Raw genomic sequence first — 22254 nt, 5'->3', positions numbered from 1 at the left:
GGGCCCGAGGACCGCGAAGTTCGGGTTGCAACTGGATAACAGATGACTTCCGTCCTGTTACCGGATCTTGACAGTGCCCGCTCAGCCGAGTGTGATGTGCCGCACCTGTTCGTTCATGTTCGATCCTGGTGGCATTCTCATTCGGCAGGGAGACCCTCACATGACTTCCCCTCGGATTCCCCAAAACTTCGAACGGCCCTTCGCGCGTCGCGGGCTGCTCAAAGGGATGGGCGCGGCGGCGGCGTTCGCCACAGTTCCGGGCGCGCTGGCTGCTTGTTCTTCCAGCAAGAGTTCCAGCTCCGGCAACGCCGGTTCGGCGACGTCCCCGGTGACGTTCGGTTCCAACTACTCCGACGCCAGTCCGAAGGCGGCGTTCGCGGCGCTGACCGCGGCGGCCACGGCGGCCGGCGGCCCGAAGGTGACCGTCAACACGGTCGACCACAATACGTTCCAGAACAACATCACCAGCTACCTGCAGGGCACCCCGGACGACCTGTTCACCTGGTTCGCCGGCTACCGCATGCAGTACTTCGCGGCGCAGGGCCTGGCCCTGCCGATCGACGACGTCTGGGCGAAGATCGGCGGCAACTTCAGCGCCTCGGTCAAGACGCTGTCCACCGGGTTGGACGGCCACCAGTACTTCGTGCCGATCTACAACTACCCGTGGGTGGTCTTCTACAACAAGAGCCACTTCGCCGAGAAGGGCTACACCGTCCCGACCACCTGGGACCAGTTCATCGCGCTGTGCCAGAAGATGAAGGCCGACGGCATCGTCCCGCTGGCCTTCGCCGACAAGGACGGCTGGCCCGCGCTGGGGACCTTCGACATCCTCAACATGCGGATCAACGGGTACGACTACCACATCAAGCTGATGAAGCACCAGGTCCCGTGGACCGACCCGGGCGTGACCGCGGTCTTCGACAAGTGGGCCGAGCTGATGCCGTACATGCAGACCGGCGCCAACGGCCGCATCTGGCAGGACGCGGCGAAGGCGCTGGAGCAGAAGCAGGCCGGCATGATGTTCCAGGGCACCAACCAGGTCGCCGCGCAGTACGTCAGTGACAACGCGAACCTGGCCGACCTGGACTTCTTCCCGTACCCGGCGATCAACCCGACGTACGGCCAGAACTACATGGACGCCCCGACCGACGGCTTCATGATCAGCAAGAAGGCGAAGAACCCGGCCGGCGCCAAGGCGATCCTGGAGTACATAGGCACCGCCGCCGCCGAGGCGACGTTCCTGAAGACCGACCAGTGGGACGTGGGTGTGGCCACCGGGCTGCAGGCGCCGTCCTATGACGCCGTGCAGACCAAGTCGGCCGCGGCGATCGCCGGCTGCAAGGCCGTGGCGCAGTTCATGGACCGGGACGCCGACCCGGCGATGGCCACCGCGATGATCTCGATCATCCAGAAGTTCATCGACGACCCGAGCACCGGCAACATCACCAGTCTGCAGAACAGCGCCGAGCAGCAGGCGAAGGCGATCTACACGTCATGACCGATCACGAACTCGACCCGGTGACGGCCGGGGCGCCCCGCGCGCCCCGCCGCCGCCGGGTGGGCAGGCTCAGCGGCCGGGACAAGGCCGTGGTGGCCGTCCTGCTGGGCCTGCCCATCCTCATCGACCTCGCGTTCATCTGGGGCCCGACGCTGGCCACGGTGGGACTGTCGTTCACCAAGTGGAACGGCGTGGGCGGACTGTCCTCCAAGACCTGCCAGCCGAACGTCCCGTCGATCCTCAACAACGGCTGTCTGTACGGCGTGCAGAACTACCACCAGGCCGCGACGATCTACCCGGAGTTCTGGCCCGCGGTCCGACACAACCTGATCTGGCTGGCTGTCTTCGTCTTCTTCGCCACCCCGCTGGGCATGCTGTTCGCGGTGCTCATCGACCGCGGTATCAAGGGCAGCCGGATGTACCAGAGCATCCTGTTCCTGCCGGTGATGCTCTCCCTGGCACTGGTCGGCATCATCTGGGAGTTCATGTACTCCCAGAACTACGGCCTGATCAACACCGTCATCGGACACAACCACGACACCAACGCCATTGACTGGCTCGGCAATCCGAAGCTGAATCTGTGGTCGGTGCTGGTCGAGGCCAGCTGGCGCCAAGCCGGCTACGTGATGGTGCTCTACCTGGCCGGGCTCAAGGCCGTGGATCCGACGCTGCGCGAGGCCGCGCTGATGGACGGCTCCAACGCCTGGCAGACCTTCTGGAAAGTGATCTTCCCGGTGATGCGGCCCATCAACGTGGTCGTCATGGTGGTGACCGTCATCGAGTCGCTGCGCGCCTTCGACCTGGTCTACATCACCAACAAGGGCATCAACGGCCTGGAGCTGTTGTCGGTCCTGGTCACCTCCAACATCGTCGGGGAGACCCAGCGGGTCGGCTTCGGGTCGGCACTCGGCGTGGTGCTGCTGGTCATCTCCCTCGTGCCGATCTGTACGTTCCTGTACCTCACGTTCCGCCGTGAGAGCCAACCCAAGGGCGCCCGATGACTGCACAGACCATTAACAGGACGGCGCCGCGCGCGTCCGGCGACCGCCGGAGGCCGCCGCGCTGGGGATCGGTCGCCTCGCAGGCGTTCCTGATCTGCGCGTGCGTGCTGTGGCTGCTGCCGATCGCCTTCGCGCTGTACGTGGCGCTCCGGCCGTATTCGGAGACCCAGAAGTACGGCTACGTGTCGCTGCCGCACCACCTGACGCTGAAGAACTTCAGCGACGCGTGGACGCAGTCGGACATGCTGCACTACTTCTGGAACTCGGTGTTGATCACCGTGCCCTCGGTGATCATCGTCCTGGCGCTCGCCTCCGGTCTCGCGTTCGTCCTCACCCGGGTGAACGTCAAGATCAACGTGGCCCTGCTGATCGTGTTCACCGCGGGGAACCTGCTGCCGCAGCAGGTCATCATCACCCCGCTGTACCGCCTGTTCCTGCAGATCCACCTGCCGACGTTCCTGGCCGGCAGCGGGCTGCTGTACAACTCGATCACCGGCCTGATCGTCATCAACGTCGCCTTCCAGCTCGGCTTCTGCACCTTCGTGCTGAGCAACTACATGAAGTCGATCCCCGACGAGATGTACGAGGCCGCGCTGGTCGACGGCGCGGGGCTGTGGACCCGGTTCAGGAAGCTCACGGTCCCGTTGTGCCGCCCGGCACTGGCGGCCCTCGCGACGCTGCTGACGACCTGGATCTACAACGACTTCTTCTGGGCCATCACCTTGATGTCCTCGGGGAACAAGCGGCCGGTCACCTCCGCGCTGGCGAACCTGCAGGGCCAGTTCGTGAGCAACCAGAACCTGATCGCCGCGGCCGCGATGATCGCGGCGATTCCCACGCTGGTCGTGTACGTGCTGTTGCAGAAGCAGTTCATCGCCGGACTGTCGCTGGGGAGCAGCAAGGGCTGAGTTCGCCGGTCGAGCGCGCTGCCTGCGCCGCGGGGCGATCCCGGTCCTCGGGCAGCCCGGAGCGTCGCGGCTCCGGGCTCGGCGCGGATCCGGGCCGGCGCTCCGGCCACTGATGGAGATCGACATCGCGAGACTCCCGCGGTCGGCGGGCGACACGAGGGGCGGGACAGCGGATGCTGGCAGCGCAGCGGCAGGCGTGGATCCTCCAAGAGGTCCGGCAGCACGGCGCCGTGCGGGTCACCGAGCTGGTCGCGGCGCTGAACGTGTCCGACATGACGGTGCGCCGCGACCTGGACTCGCTGGCCGATCAGGGCCTGATCACCAAGGTGCACGGCGGCGCCACGGCGCGCGGCGGCGGTTCCACCGACGAGCCGGCGTTCAGCGTGAAGGCCGCGCGGCAGCGGCGTGCCAAGGAGGCGATCGCCCGGGCCGCCTCCGAGCTGGTCCGCCCCGGGACCGCGATCGGGGTCTCGGCGGGGTCCACGACCTATGCCTTCGCCCAACAGCTGGCCCGGGTGCCGGACCTGACCGTGGTGACGAACTCGCCCCCGGTCGCCGAGCTGCTCCACGCGCTGCCCGGGCCGCCGCAGACCGTCATCCTCACCGGCGGTGTGCGCACGATCTCCGACGCGCTGGTCGGCCCGGTGGCGATCGACGCGATCCGCCGGCTGCACCTGGACTGCGTGTTCATCGGGGTGCACGGGATCGACGCCGAAGCCGGGTTCACCAGCCCGAACCTGATGGAGGCCGAGACCAACCGCATGCTGGTCTCCACCGCGCAGCGGCTGGTCGTGATGGCCGACCACACGAAGTGGGGCGTCGTGGGGCTTTCGGAGATCGCCGCGCTGCACGAGGCCTCGGTGCTGGTGAGCGACGACGGGCTGGGTTCCGGGGCGCGGCAGGTGCTGCGCGAGGCAGTGGGGGAGTTGATCGTCGTCCCCGTTGAAGGTGCGGGGGCGAATGAGGAGGAAGAGTAGGGAGGCACCATGCGTCATCAGGCCCCGCGCAGTCGACAGTTGCGCGCCGCCTTCGCAGCGCTCGCCCTCGTGGTCGGGACGATGTTCGGAGTAGCGGTAGCGGCACCGGCACAAGCCCTCGGCAACGGTCTGGCACTCACGCCGCCGATGGGATGGAACGACTGGAACTCCTTCGGGTGCAACGTCTCGGAGAGCCTGGTCGAGCAGACGGCTGATCTCATCGTCTCGTCCGGGATGAAGGACGCCGGCTATCAGTATGTGAACATCGACGACTGCTGGATGTCGTCGAACCGGGACGCCGGCGGCAACCTGGTCCCGGATCCGGCGAAGTTCCCGGACGGCATCTCGGGGACCGCCGCGTACGTCCACAGCAAGGGTCTCAAGCTCGGGATCTACGAGAGCGCGGGCACCGCGACCTGCGCCGGCTATCCGGGCAGCCTGAACCACGAGCAGGCTGACGCGAACTCCTTCGCGTCCTGGGGCGTGGACTACCTCAAGTACGACAACTGCAACAACCAGGGAATCCCGGCTCAGACCCGCTACACGGCGATGCGCGACGCGCTGGCGAAAACCGGCCGGCCGATCGTGTACAGCCTGTGCAACTGGGGTCAAGAGTCGGTCTGGACCTGGGGCGCCGGGGTCGGCAACCTGTGGCGCACCACCGGTGACATCAGCGCCAACTTCGGCAGCATGCTGTCCAACTTCCACAACACCGTCGGCCTGGCGTCCTCCGCCGGACCCGGCGGCTGGAACGACCCGGACATGCTCGAAGTGGGCAACGGGATGTCGTTCACCGAGGATCGCGCGGAGATGTCGCTGTGGGCCGAGATGGCCGCGCCGCTGATCTCCGGGACGGACCTGCGCAAGGCGACGACGGCCACGCTGTCGCTGTACACGAACAAGGACGTCATCGCCGTCGACCAGGACTCGCTGGGCAAGGCCGGCCGCGAGATCGCGTCCTCCGGCGGCGCGGACGTGCTGGCCAAGCCGTTGGCGAACGGCGACGTCGCAGTCGCGCTGTTCAACGAGAACTCCTCGGCGCAGACGATCTCGACGTCCGCGTCGGCGATCGGGATCGGTTCAGCTTCCTCGTACAAGCTGAACAACCTGTGGTCGCATGTGCTCACCTCGACCTCCGGCTCGATCAGTGCCTCGGTGCCGGGCCACGGCGTAGTGCTGTACCGGGTGTCCGCGGGCAGCGGGAGCAGTGTCGGCAGTGCGCACCGGTTCCTCGGCGCGTCGTCCGGCCGCTGCCTGGACGTGCCGAACGGCAGCACGACGACCGGCACGCAGCTGGACATCTGGGACTGCGGCACCGGGACCAACCAGTCCTTCACCCCGACCTCGGACAAGGAACTGCGCGTCTACAACGGCAGCCTGTGCCTGGACGCCAGCGGACAGGGCACGACCGCCGGCACCAAGGTCATCACCTGGACCTGCAACGGCCAGACCAACCAACAGTGGAACCTGAACGCCGACGGGACGGTCACCGGCGTGCAGTCCGGGCTGTGCCTGGACGTGACCGGCGGGAACGTGGCCTCCGGCAACGTCAACGGCACGCTGATCGAACTGTGGGGCTGCAACGGAGGCGCGAACCAGCAGTGGAGCCTGGGGTAGCGCCGGGCGCGTGAGCGCCTGACGGACCGACCGCCGGGTCCACCCGGTTGCGAGCGGCAGCGAGGCATTCGATCATCGCCTCATGATGCCGACCTCGGAACTGGTGGACCCGGCGGTGCGTGCTTTCGTGGACGCGCTGAACGCCAACGACCCGGCGGCCGTGCGCGCCGCCCTGACCGAGAACGCGACGATGACCGACGACGGCACGCCGCGGCTGCTGTGGGACTGGCTCCAGCGCGAAGCCTTCGACACCCACGGCCGGATGGACGTGATCGCGCAGTCGCCCGACGGCCGCGGCCTCATCGCGCAGTACACCAACGAGCAGTGGGGCGGCATGATGACCCGCTGGCGCTTCAAGGTCGCCGGCGACCGGATCGCGCACTTCGACACCGGCCAAGCCGGGGAGCCGCCGTACGATCCTGCGTCATGGCTCGGGCAGCCATGAGCCGAAGTAGGTATGTGGCGGCGGGCTACATGGGAAGAGCCGACCCCTCTGTCTAGCGTGACCGAGTATGACGCCTTCTATGGACGCTGCTGTCACTTCTGTCGCCGCCCTGGACCTGTCCGGCCGCACCGCGCTGGTCACCGGTGCCGCCGGCGGCATCGGGCTGGCCTGCGCCGAGCGGCTGGCCGCGGCCGGCGCCAAGGTGGTCGTCGCCGACATCAGCGCCGACGGCGCGCACGCCGCCGCCGAGAAGGTCGGCGGCGAGGCGCTGGTCGCCGACCTGAGCGACCTGGACCAGGCCTCGGCACTGCCGCACCGGATCGGCGGGGTGGACGTGCTGGTCAACAATGCCGGCCTGCAGCACGTCGCGCCGCTCCACGAGTTCCCGGTCGACCGCTTCTCGCTGATCCTGCGGCTGATGCTGGAGGCGCCGTTCCGCCTGATCCGCGAGTCGCTGCCGCACATGTACGAGCGCGGCTGGGGGCGGGTCGTGAACATCTCCTCGGCGCATGGGCTGCGCGCCTCGGAGTTCAAGGCCGCGTACGTGACGGCCAAGCACGGCCTGGAAGGGCTGTCAAAGGTCGCGGCGCTGGAGGGCGCGCCGTACGGCGTCACCTCGAACTGCGTGAACCCGGCCTACGTGCGCACGCCCCTGGTCGAGAACCAGATCGCCGACCAGGCCGCCGCGCACGGCATCCCGCCGGAGGAGGTGGTGGCGAAGGTGATGCTGGAGCGCTCGGCCGTCAAGCGCCTGATCGAGCCCGCCGAGGTGGCCGAGCTGGTGGCGTATCTGTGCTCCCCGGCCGCCGCCTCGGTCTCCGGCGCCTCGCTGGCCATGGACGGCGGATGGACAGCACGGTGAGGTGCGCGTGATGCTGGGCGCCATGTCAGCCCTCGCCACCGCCTCGGTGTTCCTCGACTTGCTGGCCCGCGACGCCGCCGCCATCGAGTACGACGGCCCTGTGGTGGCCGCGCGCGTGGCCGGCGCGGGCGCCGAAGAGTTGGCGGAGCTGGAGGCGGCCAAGCGGGTGGCGTTGGGGGTCCGCGCGACCCTGGCCCGCAGCCGCCGCCGCGAGGCGGAGCTGGTCGCGCTCTTCGAGACCGCCGGCGACCTGGCCGCCCTGCGCGACCTCGGCGCGGTCCTGAAGGCGATCGTCACCCGCGCGCACACGCTGATCGGCGCGGACGTCACCTACCTGACCCTCGACGACCCGGACCGCGGCGACACCTATATGCGGGTGACCCACGGTTCGGTGTCGGCCCGCTTCCAGTCGCTGCGCCTGCCGATGGGCGCCGGCCTCGGCGGCCTGGTCGCTCAGACGGCGAAGCCCTACGTCACCTCCGACTACCCGCGCGACGCCCGCTTCCGCCACACGAACGAGATCGACGAAGGCGTCGGCGAGGAAGGGCTGACCGCCATCCTCGGCGTCCCGCTGGTCCTGGGCAGCCGGGTGATCGGCGTGCTCTTCGCCGCCAACCGCTCGGCGCGCCCCTTCGCCCGCCACGAGATCACCCTCCTCGCCTCCCTGGCCGCGCACGCTGCGGTCGCCATCGACAACGCGCGGCTGCTACAAGCCACCCGCGACGCCCTCGGCGAGCTGCGCTCGGCGAACGAGCTGGTGCGCGCGCACAGCGAGGCGGTCGAGCGCGCCGCGGCGGTCCACGACAAGCTCGCCGACCTGGTGCTGCGCGGCGGTGATGTGGAGGGGATCGCGGCAGCTGTCGCCGAGGCGCTCGGCGGCGGCTTGGTGGTGGTCGACGCGGACGGGGTGGTGACAGCCGTCGCGGGAGAGGCCGCAGGACCGGACGCGTTCGGCGAAGGGCTCGGCGAAGGTATGAGCCCTGCGATCGGGACCCCGCTCGGCGGCACGGCTGACTTGATCACCTTGTCCGCCGCGACCGGCCACGCGGTCCGGTCCGGAGACCTGGTCGTCGCGGCGGTCGCGGCCGCGGCCGAGCCGCTCGGCGCCCTGATTCTTCGCGTGCCCGAGACCTTCGGCGACGTCGATCAGCGCATCCTGGAACGCGCGGCGCTGGTCGTCGCCCTGCACCTGCTGATGCGCCGGTCCGAAGCGGAAGCGGCCGAACGCCTCGGCGGCGATCTGCTCGACGATCTGCTCGCGGTCCCGGTCCGCCACACCTCGACCCTCGTCGAGCGGGCTCGCCGTGTCGGCGTCGATCTCGACCGTCCGCACATCATCGTGGCCGCCGACGCCGCTCCCGCCGACCGTTCCCGCGCGCACTTCGCCGCCGGGCGCCTCGCGAAATCCGAAGGCGGCCTCGCGGGCTCGCACGAAGGTCGCATTGTTCTGCTGCTCCCTGGCGACGATCCTTCCGCCACAGCTCAGCGCGTCCTGTCCGCCCTGCGCGGCGGCCTCGCGCATCCGGTCACCGTCGGCGCCGGCGGCCCGAAGTCGGAGGTCACGGCGTACGCCGACGCCCACGCCGAAGCCGTCCGCTGTCTCGGCGCCCTGCACGCCCTCGGCCGCGACGGCTGCGCCGCCTCGCCTTCCGACCTCGGCTTCCTGGCGCTGGTCCTGGGCGGCGGCGACCCCGGCGACGTGGTGCGCAAGGCGCTCGGTCCGCTCGTCGACTACGACGCCAAGCGCGGCACCGACCTGCTGGGCACCGTCGAGCAGTACTTCGCCTGCGGCCGCAGCCTCGGCCGCACCGGCGAGGCGCTGCACATCCACGTCAACACCGTGACCCAGCGCCTGGACCGCACCGCGCGGCTGCTCGGCGCCGACTGGCAGGAGCCCGGCCGCAGTCTGGAGATCCAGCTGGCGCTGCAGATCCGGCGGGTCATGGGGCTCTGACGCACACTCGTGCTCGATCTTGTGGCGGGCTATGACATATCAAAGGGAGCAGTCCGCCCATACCTTCCATCTCCATGGACAAGACAGCTCCGACCCCGGCTCAAGCCGTGGCCGACATCCCCTCCGCTGCCACGCTCGCCGTGGGCGGCTTCGGTCTCTGCGGCATCCCCAGCACCCTGATAGCGGCCCTGCTCGAGCAGGGTGCGACCGGGCTCTCCGTCGTCTCCAACAACTGCGGTGTGGACGACTGGGGCTTGGGATTGCTGCTGAACGCCGGCCGCATCGCCAAGATGACCAGCTCCTACGTCGGCGAGAACAAGGAGTTCGCGCGCCAATATCTGGCCGGCGAACTCGAGGTCGAACTCCTCCCGCAGGGCACGCTCGCCGAGAGCCTGCGCGCCGGCGGCCTGGGCATCCCCGCGTACTACACCCCGGCCGGCGTCGGCACGAGCGTCGCCGAGGGCAAGGAGACGCGCGTCTTCGACGGTCGCGAGTACCTGCTGGAGCAGGCCATCACCGCCGACTTCGCGCTGGTCCGCGCCGCGAAGGGCGACCGGCACGGCAACCTCCTCTTCCACGCCTCGGCCCGCAACTTCAACCCGGTGGCGGCGATGGCCGGCCGGGTGACCGTCGCAGAGGTCGAAGAGCTGGTCGAGCCCGGCGAGTTGGACCCCGACGAGATCCATCTGCCCGGCGTCTTCGTCCAGCGGGTGGTCGTCGTCCCCCTGGACCAGCGCGACAAGCGCATCGAAAAGCGGACCGTGACCGCGGCCGGCACTGAGAACGGAGCAATCTGACATGCCCCTCACCCGCGATCAGCTGGCGGCGCGCGCGGCACGCGAGCTCCGCGACGGTTCCTACGTCAACCTCGGCATCGGCTTACCGACGCTGATCCCCGGCCACCTGCCGCCCGGCGTCGAAGTGGTGCTGCAGTCGGAGAACGGCATCCTCGGCCTGGGTCCGTACCCGGCTCCGGACGCCATCGATTCCGACCTGGTCAACGCCGGCAAGGAGACCGTGACCGTCCGGGCCGGATCGAGCTTCTTCGACTCCGCGACGTCCTTCGGCATGATCCGCGGCGGCCACATCGACACCGCGGTGCTCGGCGCGATGCAGGTCTCGGCGTCCGGGGACCTGGCGAACTGGACCGTGCCCGGCAAGCTGGTGAAGGGCATGGGCGGCGCGATGGACCTGGTGCACGGCGCGCGACGGGTCCTGGTGGTGATGGAGCACACTGCGAAGGACGGCTCCCCGAAACTGCTCCAGGAATGCACGCTTCCCCTGACCGGCAAGGGTGTCGTCGACCGGGTCATCACCGATCTGGCGGTCCTCGATGTGACGCCCGAGGGCTTCCGGCTGGTCGAGCTGGCGCCGGGGGTGAGCGTCGAGGAGGTGGTGGCCAACACTGCGGCGCCCCTCGATGTGGCGGCGGCCCACATTTCGGGGCCCGGAACGCGCACTTAACGTTCCGGCCATGCATTCCACCAGCATCCTGCGCAGATACAGCGCCGCCGCCATAGCCGCCGCGGCCATCGCGGCGCTCGCCGCGTGCGGGAGCCCGAGCAAGGCGGCCGGCGGGTCGTCGGGCGGCGGCTCCTCCTCCGGGGGTTCCGCCGCGCCGATCAAGGTCGGCCTCGTCTACTCCGAGACCGGCGCTCTCGCCGACTACGGCAAGGACTACTACCAGGGCTTCCTCGCCGGTCTCGACTACGCCACGCACGGCACCGACGCCGTCAACGGCCACAAGATCGAGGTGACCCAGCGCGACGACGCCGGGGACCCGACCAAGGCGGTCAGCGCCGCCAAGGACCTGATCGGCCAGGGCTACCACATCCTGGCCGGGTCCACCGCCTCCGGCGTGGCGCTCCAGGTCGCGCCGCTGGCCGCGCAGAACAAGGTGCTGTTCATCTCCGGCCCGGCCGCGACGGACGCGGTCACCGGGCTGAACAAGTACACGTTCCGGTCCGGCCGCGAGACGTATCAGGACATCGCCACCGCGGCGTCGTTCCTCGGCGACCTGACGTACAAGCACGTGACGGTGCTGGCGCAGGACAGCGCCTTCGGCCAGGCGAACGTCGAAGCAGTCAAGGCGGTGCTCGGCGCGAAGGGCGCCACGGTCGACTCCGTGCTCGCCCCGCCGAGCGCCACCGACTTGACGCCGTTCGCCACGCAGGCCAAGAACGCCAAGCCGGACCTGCTGTTCGTGGCCTGGGCCGGCACCACCGCCTCGGCGCTGTGGACCGCGCTGTCGCAACAGGGCGTCCTGGACTCCACGACCACCGTCACTGGTCTGGACGTCCGCGCCTCCTACCCGGTGTTCGCCTCGACCGGCGGCAAGGTGTCCTTCCTGGCGCACTACGTCCCCGGCGGTACCAGCAACGACGCGGCCAAGGCGATGGATGCCTACCTCGCCGCGCACAGCGAGCAGTCCGACCTGTTCAGCCCCGACGGCTTCACCGCAGCGCAGATGGTGGTGCACGCCGCGCAGAACGGCGACACCGACGTCGACGCCATGGTGAAGAACCTGGAGGGCTGGAGCTTCGACGGCATCAAGGGCGCCTACACGGTCCGCGCCTCGGACCACGCGCTGCTGCAGCCGATGTTCCAGGCCAAGCTGGAGGGCACCACCCCGACCGTGGTGAAGACCCTCGACCCGAACGAGGTCGCGCCGCCGGCCAAGACGTTCCCGGCGAGCTGACGATGGCGGACGGACTCACCCCCGGCGCCGCGGACCCGGTGTCCGACGGCCGCACGCCCGCCGCCCGCACGCCCGACGTGCTCACCCTGACCGGACTGTCCTGGTCGGTCGGCGGCTCGGCGATCCTGTCCGGCGTGGACCTCGCGGTCGGCGAGGGCGAGTTCGTCGCCGTGATCGGCCCGAACGGCGCCGGCAAGACCTCGCTGTTCAACCTGATCAGCGGCCTCAATCGAGCCAGCGCCGGCCGGATCTTTCTGGACGGCGCCGACATCACCACCGAGGCGCCGCACAAGCGGGCCCGACGCGGGATCGGCCGGACGTTCCAGGCCTCGAGCGTCTTCCCGACCATGACGGTCGCGGAGCATGTGGCGCTGGCCGGGCAGGTCGCGGCCAAACGCCACGCTCTCAGTCGGGCCGCCACCGGCGCCGACGTGCTGGAACGGGTCCGCCTGACCGAGAAGTCCGGGGCGCTCGCCGCCGACCTCTCCCACGGCGACAAGCGCAAGCTCGAACTCGCCATGCTCCTGGCCTCCGGCGCCGAACGGCTGCTGCTCCTGGACGAGCCGATGGCCGGCGTCGCGTCCGGCGACGTCCCCGAACTGGTCGACGTCATCAGGACCCTGCACCGCGCCGAGGGCCGCACGGTCCTGATGGTCGAGCACCACATGGAGGTCCTGCTCGGCCTCGCCGACCGCGTCGCGGTGATGCACCACGGCGCCCTGCTCGCGATCGACACCCCGGCCCGCATCATGGCCGACGCCCGGGTCCAGGAGGCATACGTGGGGGACGCGCTGTGATCCTCGAACTCGACGACGTGCGCGTCACCCTCGGCGGCTCGCACATCCTGCAAGGCGTCTCCTTCACGGTGGCGCCGACCGGCGTGACCGCGCTGCTCGGCCGCAACGGCGTCGGCAAGACGACGACGGTCAAGGCGATCCTCGGCCTGGTCCCGCGCACCGGCACCATCGCCTTCGGCGGCGCCCCGGTCCACCGCCTGCGCACCCACGAGATCGTCCGCCGCGGCATCGGCTACGCCCCCGAGGACCGCTGCGTCTTCGCCAAGCTGACCGTCACCGAGAACCTGGCTCTGGCCGAGCGCCGAGGCAGCGACCACGCCTACGACCTGGTCTACGAACTCTTCCCGGAGCTCAAGACCCGCGGCGCGCAGGAGGCCGGCACGCTGTCCGGCGGCCAGCAGCAGATGGTCGCCATCGCCCGCACCCTCCTCAACGACAACCGCCTGATCGTGGTCGACGAACCGACGAAGGGCCTCGCCCCGAAGGTGGTGACCGAAGTGGCGGAGGTCCTCGAACGCGCCGCCGAACGCGTCCCGATGCTGCTGGTCGAGCAGAACCTCGCCCTGGTGCGCCGGCTCTCCGGCGACTGCGTGGTCCTGGCCGCCGGGCAGGTGGTGCACCGCGGTCCGGTGCGCGAGCTGTTGGCGGACGCGGCGCTGACGCAGGAACTGCTCGGCGTCGGGCAGGCGCGCGGTGAGAACGCACCCCCGCTCTCACACTCCGCCCCATCCAGGGGGACTACCCACCCTCAGCTCATTGTCAAGGATGGTCAACCGCCGAAAGAAGTGTCGCAGCCGGAATCCACCCGATCGGACGCGCCGTGAGCACCCTCGTCCTCCTCACCCTCACCGGCCTCGGCCTAGGCGCCCTCTACTTCCTCATCGCCAGCGGCCTGTCCCTCATCTTCGGCCTGATGGACGTCCTCAACTTCGCCCACGGCGCCCTCGTCACCGCCGGCGCCTACGCGGCCTGGCGCCTGACCGGCCACCTGCCCTTCGCGCTCGCCGTGGCGGCGGCCATAGGCGTCGGCGCCCTGCTCGCCGCCGTCATCGAGACCGTCCTCATCAGACCCCTCTACTCGCGCCCCAAGGACCAGATCCTCGTCACCGTCGGACTCGGTCTCGCGCTCCCCGCGCTCGTCCAAGGCATCTGGGGCGCCGACGCCCACCAGATGAACCCGCCCAAGCAGCTCGCCGGGACCGTCAGCCTCCTCGGCGCGAAGGTTCCGACCGACCGCTTCGTCCTCATCGCCGCCGCGATCGTGGTTCTCGCGGCCCTCAAGCTGTTCCTGGCCAAGACTAGGTACGGCCTCGTCGTCCGCGCCGGGGTCGAGGACCGTGCCATGGTCACCGCGCTCGGCATCGACGTGCGCAAGGCGTTCACCCTGGTCTTCGCGATCGGCGGGGCGCTCGCCGGGCTGGCCGGGGCGTTGGGCGGGGTGTACTTCGGCAGTGTCTCGCCGGGTCAGGGGACATCGTTGCTGGTGTTCGGGTTCGTGGTCGTGGTGATCGGCGGGATGGGGCGGACCGACGGGGTCGCGCTCGCCGCGGCGGCGGTCGGGCTGATCCAGCAGTTCACCAACTACTACGCCGCCTCCGGCCTCGGCGACTTCGCCGCGGTGGCGATCCTCGCCGTCGTGCTGCTGGTCCGCGGCAACCGGGACGGCATCGACAGGCTCATCCGGAGGACCGCGTGAAGCGCCACGTCAAGAACCTGATCCCGGTCGCGGTCCTCGCGGTCCTGCTCTGCCTGCCGTACTCGACGCTCCGGATCCCCGGCGTGTTCGACGGCGCGGTCAACACTCCCGGCTCGCTCCAGCTGCTCGCGCTGTGCCTGCTGTTCGCCGGGCTGGCCGTCGGCTACGACCTGCTGTTCGGGCGCTTGGGCCTGATGTCGTTCGGGCACGCGCTCTACGTCGCCGTCGGCGCGTACAGCGCGGAGCTGGCGATGAAGGACTCGCATCTGCCGCTGGCCGCCGCCGCGCTTCTCGCGATCGTGATCGGCGCCGTCGTCAGCACCCTGCTCGGCGCGGTTTCGCTGAAGGGTGTCGGAAATCTCGGGACCGTCGGGTTCGCCATGGTCACCCTGGCGTTCGCGCAGGCCGGCTCCATCCTGGTCGGCCGCGACCCGAAGACCACCGGCGGGGAGGAAGGGCTCCCGCTGACCACCGAGAAGGTGCCCTCGGCGCTCGTCGGTGTGGTCAACACCGTCAACCTGTACTGGCTGGCGCTGGCGTACCTGGTCCTGGTCTGCGGCGTCGTGTGGTGGCTGACCGGCAGCCGGATCGGCAAGGTCTGGCAGGCGATCCGCGACAACGAGCGGCGCGCCGAGGTGCTCGGCCTGAACCCGTTCCGCTACCAGCTCGGCGCGTTCGTGCTGGCCGGGACGCTCGGCGCGGCCGGCGGCGTGGTGCACCTTCTGGTCACCGCCGGTGCCACGCCCGAGACCACGACCACCGACTTCACCCTCGCGCTGCTGGTGATGGTGGTCCTCGGCGGGTCCGGCACACGCTGGGGTCCGGTGCTCGGCGGCGTGCTCTACACGCTGCTGGACCACCGGCTCGGCGCGGTCGCCACCTCGGATGCGGTCGCCGGCTTGCCCGACGTGCTGCGCATCCCGCTCTCGCAACCGCTGGTGCTGCTCGGCGTGCTGTTCGTGCTCGTGGTCTACGCGGTCCCCGGCGGTCTGGCCGCGCTGCCGCACCGGCTTGGGCTACGCGGCGGGGGAGGCTCCGGAGGGCGCCTCCGCGGAGACGGACGCGGCCGAGGCCGAGGACAACGAGGCGAACAGGACCGGCTCGGCGTGGTCGAGGGCGAGCCGCACGGCGCCCATCCCGACCGCGTCGCCTCCGAGCTCTGAGACCTTCACGTCCGGCGGATACAGGCATACCTCGCCGAGCAGGCTCCTGATCGGCTCGGTGAGGTGCTCGCCGGTCTGCGCCAGGCTGCCGCCGATCACCACAAGGTCCGGGTCCAGCGGCGTCACCAGGCTGACCAGCCCTTCGGCCAGCGCCCGGGCGAAGGCCTCGAACGCCGCGGCGGCCTTCTCCTCGCCCGCGGCCGCGCGCCGCATCGCGAACAGCGCGGCCTGCGAGGGCGCCCGCAGCTCGCCCGGATCGGCGGCCATCGCGTAGTCCATGACGTGCTGGAACGCCGCCCAGCGGCTGTTCGGGTGCCCGCCGAGCTCGCCGGCGGCGGCGTGCGAGCCCCGGTAGGGCACCCCGTCGAACAGCAGGCCCAGCCCGATCCGGCGGCCGGTGTGCAGGTAGAGCACGTTGTCGTGCTCGCACGCCGCGCCGCGCCAGTGCTCGGCCAGCACCGCCAGCCGCATGTCGTTCTCGACCTGGACCGGGACCGGCAGCCGCGAGGCCAGCTCGGCCTGCAGGTCCACCCCCGACCAGTCGGACAGCGCCACGCTCTTGAGCACCCGGCCCTGGTTGTCGATGACGCCGGTGGTGCCGACGCCGACCGAGGCCAGCCGGCTCAGCGGCACGTCGGCCTCGCCGGCGGCGTGCTCCAGCACCCGCTGCACGGCGGTCAGCCGGTCCGCCGCCGACAGCTCCGGGCTCAGGTGCTCCACGGCCCGTCCGACGACGTCCCCATCCAGGTCGGCGACCATGGCGGCGACCCCCGAGCCGCCGATCGCGACCCCCGCGACGTGCGCCGCGGCGGCGCGGAAGGTGTAGCGCCGGGCCGGCCGTCCGCGCTGCCCGTCGGCCACCGCCCCGGCCTCGACCACCCAGCCGTTGCGCTGCAGCGAGTCCATGATGACCTCGGTCGTGGCGCGGGACAGCTGCGCGGCCCGGGCGACCTCGGCCAGGGTCGGGGTCCCGGTCTCCCGCAGCGCGCGCAGCACCGCCACCTCGTTCAGGCTCCGCAGGAAGCTGCCGTCGCCGCTGGTCCGTCGCATGGCGGCCATCTTAGGCCGGGCGGGGCCGCGGTGGCGGATATTTATCCCAGCTTCCAGTTTAAAGATGTCCGACTCCTCCCGATCCAAGATCACGGAGCGGTCTCGGAACGAGCACTTTTTCGCGTCTCGTGCGGGAGTCTGCTCGATTAACCCTGGTCTCAAGCAAAAACGGCGGCTAGTGTCCCGGGTCACGGGCGGCTCGCCTCCCGTACCCACCCCTCACAGCCCTCTGACAGGCGAAGACGCCTGCTCCACGGCGCTCGGCGCAACTCGAAAACGTAGGGAGACGCGCATGTTCCGAAAGGCGTTGGTGCTGGTCGGCGCCGGGGCTCTGGCCCTGGCCGCGACCGGCTGTTCCTCCTCGAAATCCGCGTCGTCCGGACAGGCCGACTCCGGTCCGGTCACCCTCACCTACGGCATCTGGGACACCAAGCAGAAGCCGGCGATGCAGGAGATCGCCGACGCCTTCCACGCGGCGCACCCGAACATCACCATCGACATCCAGCTGACGCCGAACGCCGACTACTGGACCAAGCTCCAGACCGCGGCCGCCTCCGGGACCGCGCCGGACGTCTTCTGGATGAACACCCCGCGCGTCGGCCTGTACGCCGGCCAGCACCAGCTGCTCTCGCTGTCGGACAAGCCCGGCTTCGACAACAGCCCGTTCCCGAAGTCCCTGAACGCCAGCTACACCCTCGACGGCAAGCAGTACGGCATGCCGAAGGACTTCGACACCGTCGGGCTCTGGTACAACAAGAAGCTTTTCGACGCCGCCGGGGTGAAATACCCGACCGCGAGTTGGACCTGGCAGGACGTGATCAGCGCGGCCCAGAAGCTGAACGACCCGGGCAAGGGCGTGTGGGGCATCGCCTCGCCGGACTGGACGCAGGAGAACCTGTTCAACACCATCCTCCAGGCCGGCGGCCAGCCCATCACCCCGGACCACAAGAAGTCCGGGTTCGACGACCCGAAGAGCGTCGCCGGCCTGCAGTACGCGCTGGACTTCATCACCAAGTACCACGTCTCGCCGACCGCGCAGCAGATGACCGACACCCAGCCGGACCAGCTGTTCGCCTCGGGCAAGGCGGCCATGTTCGCCGACGGCGACTACGACATGCCCGAGTACAAGGCGGCGGCCGGCCTGGACGCCGACGTCGCGCCGCTGCCGGCCGGTCCGGACGGCAAGCAGGCGACCGTCATCAACGGCCTGGCGAACGTCATCTACGCCAAGACCAAGCATCCGCAGGCCGCCTGGGAGTTCGTGCAGTTCCTCGGCTCCAAGCAGGCCAACGAGATCCAGGCCAAGACCGGCACCGTGATCCCGGCCTACAACGGTCTGTCCGCGACCTGGGTCGCCTCGACCCCGCAGTACCACCTGCAGTCCTTCATCGACCAGCTGGCCGTCGCGGTGCCCTACCCGGTGTCGAAGAACACCGCGGCCTGGGCCACGCCGATGCAGGCCACGCTGGACCAGATCTGGGGCGGCAAGCTCGACCTGCAGACCGGCGCCAAGCAGATCGCGGACCAGATGAACGCCGAACTGGCCAAGGAGTAGCGGGTGTCAGCCACCGAATCCACCTCCGTCGCCGCCGGTCGGGCGGCGACGGGGACGGGCCCCGGACCGGAGCGCGGTCCGGGGAGCGCGGGGAGCGCGGGCCGCCGGCCGGTCACCGGCCGCCCCCGGTTCTCCAAGGCGCACATGAAGGAATGGGCCTGGGGCTACGCGATGATCGGGCCCTTGTTCCTCGGCCTGGCGATCTTCTACCTGTGGCCGATCGTCCAGTCCGCCTACTTCAGCTTCACCTCGTGGGGCGTCTTCGGCGGCCAGCAGTGGGTCGGCTTCAAGAACTACAGCTCGTTCATGTCCGATCCCCAGCTGCCGCGCGCGGTCTGGAACACCGTCAAGTACTCGCTGATCATCCTGGCCGGCATCCCGCTGTCGATCGTCTTCGCGGCGCTGATGAACCAGGTCAGCGGCAAGTACGCGAGCCTGTACCGGGTCCTGTACTTCATCCCGGTGGTCACCATGCCCGCCGCGGTCGCGATGATCTGGCGCTGGCTCTACAACGGCGACTACGGGCTCATCAACTACCTGCTGTCGCTGATCGGGATCCACGGTCCGCACTGGGTGTCCGACGACCGGTACACGGTCTGGGCCATGGGCCTGGTGGGCATCTGGAGCTCGCTGGGCTACAACATGATCATCTTCGCCGCCGGGCTGAAGAACATCCCGCGCCAGTACTACGAGGCCTCCTCGCTGGAAGGCGCCGGAAGGATCCGGCAGTTCTTCTCGATCACACTGCCCCTGCTGAGCCCCAGCATCTTCTTCGTCTCGGTGCTGTCGGTGATCAGCGGCCTGCAGATGTTCGACATGGTGTTGCTGATGCTCGGCAAGTCCAACCCGGCGCTGGCCGGCAGCAAGACGATCGCGTACCTGTTCTACGAGGACGCCTTCGTCACCGGCAACCAAGGGCTCGCCGCGGCCATCGCCGTGGTGCTCACGCTGGTGCTGCTCCTGCTGACCGCGCTCCAGTTCCGGCTGCAGAAGAGGTGGGTCCACTATGGGTAGCAGGCAGCGGCTGTGGCCGGTCCACGTGATCCTGGCCGTCGGCGCCGCGGCGATGGTGGCGCCGTTCCTGTGGCAGCTCATCACCTCGCTGCAGACCACCGGCGAGACCACGAGCGTGCCGCCGCACTTCCTGCCCTCGTGGCAGTGGTCGAACTACAGCCAGGTCTTCCACGACACCAAGTTCGCCCAACAGTTCCTGAACTCGGTGCTGCAGACGGTGGTCCGGGTCCTGGCGCAGGTGCTGTTCTGCTCGATGGCCGCCTATGCCTTCGCGCGGCTGCGCTTCCCGGGCCGCAACGCCCTGTTCCTGGTGATGCTCGCGGTCCTGATGGTGCCCAGCCAGGTCTACCTGCTGCCGCAATACCAGCTGGTGCAGAACCTGGGCCTGCTCAACACGCTGTCCGGCGTGGTCCTGCCGGGTCTGTTCAGCGCCTTCGGCACGTTCATGCTGCGGCAGTTCTTCATGTCGCTGCCGAACGAGGTCGAGGAGGCGGCGCGCCTGGACGGCGCCGGCACCTTCCGCATCTTCTGGTCGGTGATGCTGCCGCTGGCCAAGCCCGGGCTGATCTCGATGGGCGTGCTCACGGTGCTGTGGTCGTGGAACGACCTGCTGTGGCCGCTGGTCGTCGTGAACGACGACGCCAAGATGCCGCTCACCGTGGGCCTGTCCACGCTCCAGGGCGAGCACCTCACCGAGTACCCGCTGCTGATGGCCGGCTCGCTGCTGGCCAGCCTGCCGATGATCCTGCTCTTCCTGGCCGCGCAGCGCCGCATCACCGAGGGCATCGCCCTCACCGGCACGAAGTAAGACTTTCCAGAAAGGCACCCCCTCCTGTGAGCAACCTGCGCATCGGTGTGATCGGCCTGGGCCTGCGCACCTCGCTGGCCGTCGCCGCCCACCAGCCGGCCCGCGGCTTCGAGGTCGCCGTGCTCTGCGACACCGATCCCGCGGCCCTGGCCAAGGCGGTCGAGCGGGTCGGCGTGTCCGACACCGAGAGCGACTACCGCAAGCTGCTGATCCGCCCCGACGTCGACGCGGTCATCATCATGACCCCGGACGACACCCACGAGGCCATCGCCGTCGACTGCCTGCGCGCGGGCAAGGCGGTGTACCTGGAGAAGCCGATGGCCATCACCATCGAGAGCTCCGATGCGATCCTGCGCGCCGCGTACGAGACCGGGACCCGGCTCTACGTCGGCCACAACATGCGGCACATGGGTGTGGTGCGGACGATGCGCGACGCCATCGCCCGCGGCGACATCGGCGAGCCGAAGACCGTGTGGGTACGGCACTTCGTGTCCTACGGCGGCGACTACTACTTCAAGGACTGGCACGCCGAGCGCGACCGCACCACCGGTCTGCTGCTGCAGAAGGCGGCGCACGACCTGGACGTCGTGCACTGGCTCGCCGGCGGTTTCACCCAGCGGGTCAGCGCGTTCGGCGACCTGATGGTCTACGGCGGCCTGCCGCGGCGCCAGGAGGGGACGCCGCGGCCCGAAGGCTGGCTCAAGGAGTTCGACTGGCCGCCGACCGCGCGCCGCGACCTCAACCACAAGGTCGAGGTCGAGGACGTCTCGGTGATGAACATGACGCTGGACAACGGCGTCATCGCCGCCTACCAGCAGTGCCACTTCGCGCCGGACTACTTCCGCAACTACACGGTGATCGGCACCGAGGGCCGGCTGGAGAACTTCGGCGACGGGCCCGGCGACACGGTGAAGGTCTGGAACACCGGACCGACCGGCTACCGCGGCGACGCCGACATCGCCTACCGGGTCCCGGACGCGGTCGGCAGCCACGGCGGCGCGGACGGCGCGATCATGGCCGAGTTCGCCCGCTTCGCCCGCGGCGGCGGCGCCACCGACACCTCGCCGGTCGCGGCGCGGATGAGCGTGGCCGCCGGCTACATGGCCACGCTGTCGCTGCGCGACGGCGGCACGCCGCTGGAGGTCCCGCCGCTGGATCCGGAGCTGGCCGAGTACTTCGACCGGGGGCAGGTGCGCTGAGGGCGTCCGCACCGGGCGCGGGTTCGAACCCGCGCCCGGCCTTCCGGTCGAGAGCGGGGCGCTGCGCTACAGCAGGGCCCTGACCGCCTCGGCGACCGCGGCGATCCCGCGGTCGCCGAGCAAGATCGAGTAATGGTTGGTGCCGGGGACGAAGCGCACGTCCACCCCGGCGTCGGCGAGTTTCGCCGCCGCGACGGTCTCGGGGGAGTAGAGCCCGACGGGCTCGTTGAGCAGTCCCCGCTCGGCGTGCAGGAACACCGCGGGCACCGGCAGCCGGTGGATCGCACCGATGACCTCGGGGTTCTGCAGCTGGTCCGCCGCGTCGCCGCGGACCGCGTCCAGGATCCCGGCCGAGCGCAGCTCCGGCTCGGTGCCGATGATGTCGCGCAGCAGGTACGCCTCGACCTCGGGCGTGTACCCGCCGTCCTGGAACGAGGGATGAGTCCGCCACGGCTTGAGGAACTCCTCGCGGCTGGCGTAGACGGTGCGCAGCTTGGCCATCGCCGGGCCGAGCAGAGTGCCGAGGAATTCGTCCAGGTCGGTGTCCTCGGGCAGCGGGAAACCCAGACCGCCGTCGACGATCACCACGCCGCCGAACCGGTCCGGATGCCGCACCGCCGCCGTCGCGACCACCCAGCCGCCCATCGAATGGCCCAGGAGCGTCGCGCGCTCCACCCCGAGCTCATCGAGCGTGCGGACCAGGTCGTCGGCGTGTGCGGCTATCGAGTACGGACCGCCGACCTCGCGGGAGCGTCCGCGGCCGCGCAGGTCCGGGGCGACGAGGTCGACCTCCGGCAGAGCCTCGGCCAGCGGAGCGAACGCCAGGCCGTTGGCGGTGATGCCGTGCGCGGCGATCACGGTGGGTGTCTGTGCCGTTACTTCGGGTCCTGACCAGCGGATCACCGCGTACGAACCGGCACCCGAGGCGAACTCGATCTCCACGCTCTGTCGCATCCCGCCAGGCTCTCGGCTGCCGGTCGGCTTGGCAATGGGGCGCCGCGCCATATCCCCT

Annotated in this window: 20 protein-coding genes and 1 pseudogene; 19 read left to right on the top strand and 2 right to left on the bottom strand. The window is 69.9% G+C overall.

All coding sequences use genetic code 11. The features are described 5' to 3' along the window. Positions 1 to 160: 160 nt before the first annotated feature. The 15 genes from CACI_RS39135 (at position 161) to CACI_RS53200 (ending at position 15616) form a co-directional block, all read left to right on the top strand. Positions 161 to 1498 carry an ABC transporter substrate-binding protein gene (locus CACI_RS39135; RefSeq protein WP_015796470.1) on the top strand — a complete coding sequence of 446 codons (1338 nt, stop codon included), beginning with the start codon at positions 161 to 163 and terminating at the stop codon, positions 1496 to 1498. Then, positions 1495 to 2499, top strand: a complete 1005-nt coding sequence (locus CACI_RS39130; protein WP_015796469.1) for a carbohydrate ABC transporter permease — start codon at positions 1495 to 1497, stop codon at positions 2497 to 2499. The genes CACI_RS39135 and CACI_RS39130 overlap by 4 nt, the downstream gene beginning before the upstream one ends. Beyond that, a complete protein-coding gene (locus CACI_RS39125) occupies positions 2496 to 3407 on the top strand; it encodes a carbohydrate ABC transporter permease (protein WP_015796468.1) in 912 nt (303 codons plus the stop codon). Before CACI_RS39130 ends, CACI_RS39125 begins: the two co-directional genes overlap by 4 nt. A gap of 173 nt (positions 3408 to 3580) precedes the next feature. Then, positions 3581 to 4384: a DeoR/GlpR family DNA-binding transcription regulator gene (locus CACI_RS39120; protein WP_015796467.1), complete on the top strand. Its 804-nt coding sequence runs from the start codon at positions 3581 to 3583 to the stop codon at positions 4382 to 4384. Between the two features lie 9 nt (positions 4385 to 4393). Continuing rightward, positions 4394 to 6001 carry a glycoside hydrolase family 27 protein gene (locus CACI_RS39115; RefSeq protein WP_015796466.1) on the top strand — a complete coding sequence of 536 codons (1608 nt, stop codon included), beginning with the start codon at positions 4394 to 4396 and terminating at the stop codon, positions 5999 to 6001. Between the two features lie 82 nt (positions 6002 to 6083). Further along, a complete protein-coding gene (locus CACI_RS39110; RefSeq protein WP_015796465.1) occupies positions 6084 to 6446 on the top strand; it encodes a nuclear transport factor 2 family protein in 363 nt (120 codons plus the stop codon). 79 nt (positions 6447 to 6525) lie between these two features. Then, positions 6526 to 7308 carry a 3-hydroxybutyrate dehydrogenase gene (locus tag CACI_RS39105; RefSeq protein WP_015796464.1) on the top strand — a complete coding sequence of 261 codons (783 nt, stop codon included), beginning with the start codon at positions 6526 to 6528 and terminating at the stop codon, positions 7306 to 7308. Between the two features lie 22 nt (positions 7309 to 7330). Beyond that, the gene (locus CACI_RS39100; protein WP_041543554.1) at positions 7331 to 9262 is read left to right on the top strand and encodes a helix-turn-helix domain-containing protein; all 1932 of its coding nucleotides are present in this window, start codon (positions 7331 to 7333) and stop codon (positions 9260 to 9262) included. A 74-nt stretch (positions 9263 to 9336) separates the two neighbouring features. Beyond that, positions 9337 to 10059, top strand: a complete 723-nt coding sequence (locus CACI_RS39095; RefSeq protein WP_015796462.1) for a CoA transferase subunit A — start codon at positions 9337 to 9339, stop codon at positions 10057 to 10059. Between the two features lies 1 nt (position 10060). Then, a complete protein-coding gene (locus CACI_RS39090) occupies positions 10061 to 10726 on the top strand; it encodes a CoA transferase subunit B (RefSeq protein ID WP_015796461.1) in 666 nt (221 codons plus the stop codon). A gap of 10 nt (positions 10727 to 10736) precedes the next feature. Beyond that, the gene (locus CACI_RS39085) at positions 10737 to 11960 is read left to right on the top strand and encodes a substrate-binding domain-containing protein (protein WP_015796460.1); all 1224 of its coding nucleotides are present in this window, start codon (positions 10737 to 10739) and stop codon (positions 11958 to 11960) included. 2 nt (positions 11961 to 11962) lie between these two features. Further along, positions 11963 to 12757, top strand: coding sequence for an ABC transporter ATP-binding protein (locus CACI_RS39080; protein ID WP_015796459.1), 795 nt, complete (start codon positions 11963 to 11965; stop codon positions 12755 to 12757). Then, a complete protein-coding gene (locus tag CACI_RS39075; protein ID WP_015796458.1) occupies positions 12754 to 13581 on the top strand; it encodes an ABC transporter ATP-binding protein in 828 nt (275 codons plus the stop codon). Before CACI_RS39080 ends, CACI_RS39075 begins: the two co-directional genes overlap by 4 nt. Beyond that, positions 13578 to 14453: a branched-chain amino acid ABC transporter permease gene (locus CACI_RS39070; protein WP_015796457.1), complete on the top strand. Its 876-nt coding sequence runs from the start codon at positions 13578 to 13580 to the stop codon at positions 14451 to 14453. Before CACI_RS39075 ends, CACI_RS39070 begins: the two co-directional genes overlap by 4 nt. Continuing rightward, positions 14450 to 15616, top strand: coding sequence for a branched-chain amino acid ABC transporter permease (locus tag CACI_RS53200; protein WP_015796456.1), 1167 nt, complete (start codon positions 14450 to 14452; stop codon positions 15614 to 15616). Before CACI_RS39070 ends, CACI_RS53200 begins: the two co-directional genes overlap by 4 nt. 9 nt (positions 15617 to 15625) lie before the next feature. On the opposite strand, the pseudogene CACI_RS39060 reads toward CACI_RS53200, so the two are convergent. Further along, positions 15626 to 16666: pseudogene (locus CACI_RS39060) on the bottom strand (ROK family transcriptional regulator); the annotation flags it as partial. A gap of 292 nt (positions 16667 to 16958) precedes the next feature. Between CACI_RS39060 and CACI_RS39055 the strand changes: the two are divergent. From CACI_RS39055 to CACI_RS39040, 4 genes are read left to right on the top strand one after another with little or no spacing between them, the layout of a single operon-like run. Then, positions 16959 to 18221: an ABC transporter substrate-binding protein gene (locus CACI_RS39055; RefSeq protein ID WP_015796454.1), complete on the top strand. Its 1263-nt coding sequence runs from the start codon at positions 16959 to 16961 to the stop codon at positions 18219 to 18221. A gap of 3 nt (positions 18222 to 18224) precedes the next feature. Then, the gene (locus CACI_RS39050; RefSeq protein ID WP_015796453.1) at positions 18225 to 19235 is read left to right on the top strand and encodes a carbohydrate ABC transporter permease; all 1011 of its coding nucleotides are present in this window, start codon (positions 18225 to 18227) and stop codon (positions 19233 to 19235) included. Continuing rightward, the gene (locus CACI_RS39045; protein WP_015796452.1) at positions 19228 to 20043 is read left to right on the top strand and encodes a carbohydrate ABC transporter permease; all 816 of its coding nucleotides are present in this window, start codon (positions 19228 to 19230) and stop codon (positions 20041 to 20043) included. Before CACI_RS39050 ends, CACI_RS39045 begins: the two co-directional genes overlap by 8 nt. 26 nt (positions 20044 to 20069) lie before the next feature. After that, the gene (locus CACI_RS39040) at positions 20070 to 21242 is read left to right on the top strand and encodes a Gfo/Idh/MocA family protein (RefSeq protein ID WP_015796451.1); all 1173 of its coding nucleotides are present in this window, start codon (positions 20070 to 20072) and stop codon (positions 21240 to 21242) included. A 66-nt stretch (positions 21243 to 21308) separates the two neighbouring features. Here CACI_RS39040 and CACI_RS39035 read toward each other — a convergent pair whose 3' ends face one another. Continuing rightward, entirely contained in the window at positions 21309 to 22196 is an 888-nt protein-coding gene (locus tag CACI_RS39035; RefSeq protein WP_015796450.1) for an alpha/beta hydrolase, read from the bottom strand. Between the last annotated feature and the right edge of the window lie 58 nt (positions 22197 to 22254).

The organism is Catenulispora acidiphila DSM 44928 (assembly GCF_000024025.1).
GTDB classification, from domain to species: Bacteria; Actinomycetota; Actinomycetes; order Streptomycetales; family Catenulisporaceae; genus Catenulispora; species Catenulispora acidiphila.
Note: the sequence above shows the minus strand (reverse complement) of the source record. Positions and strands in the feature narration are given on the sequence as shown.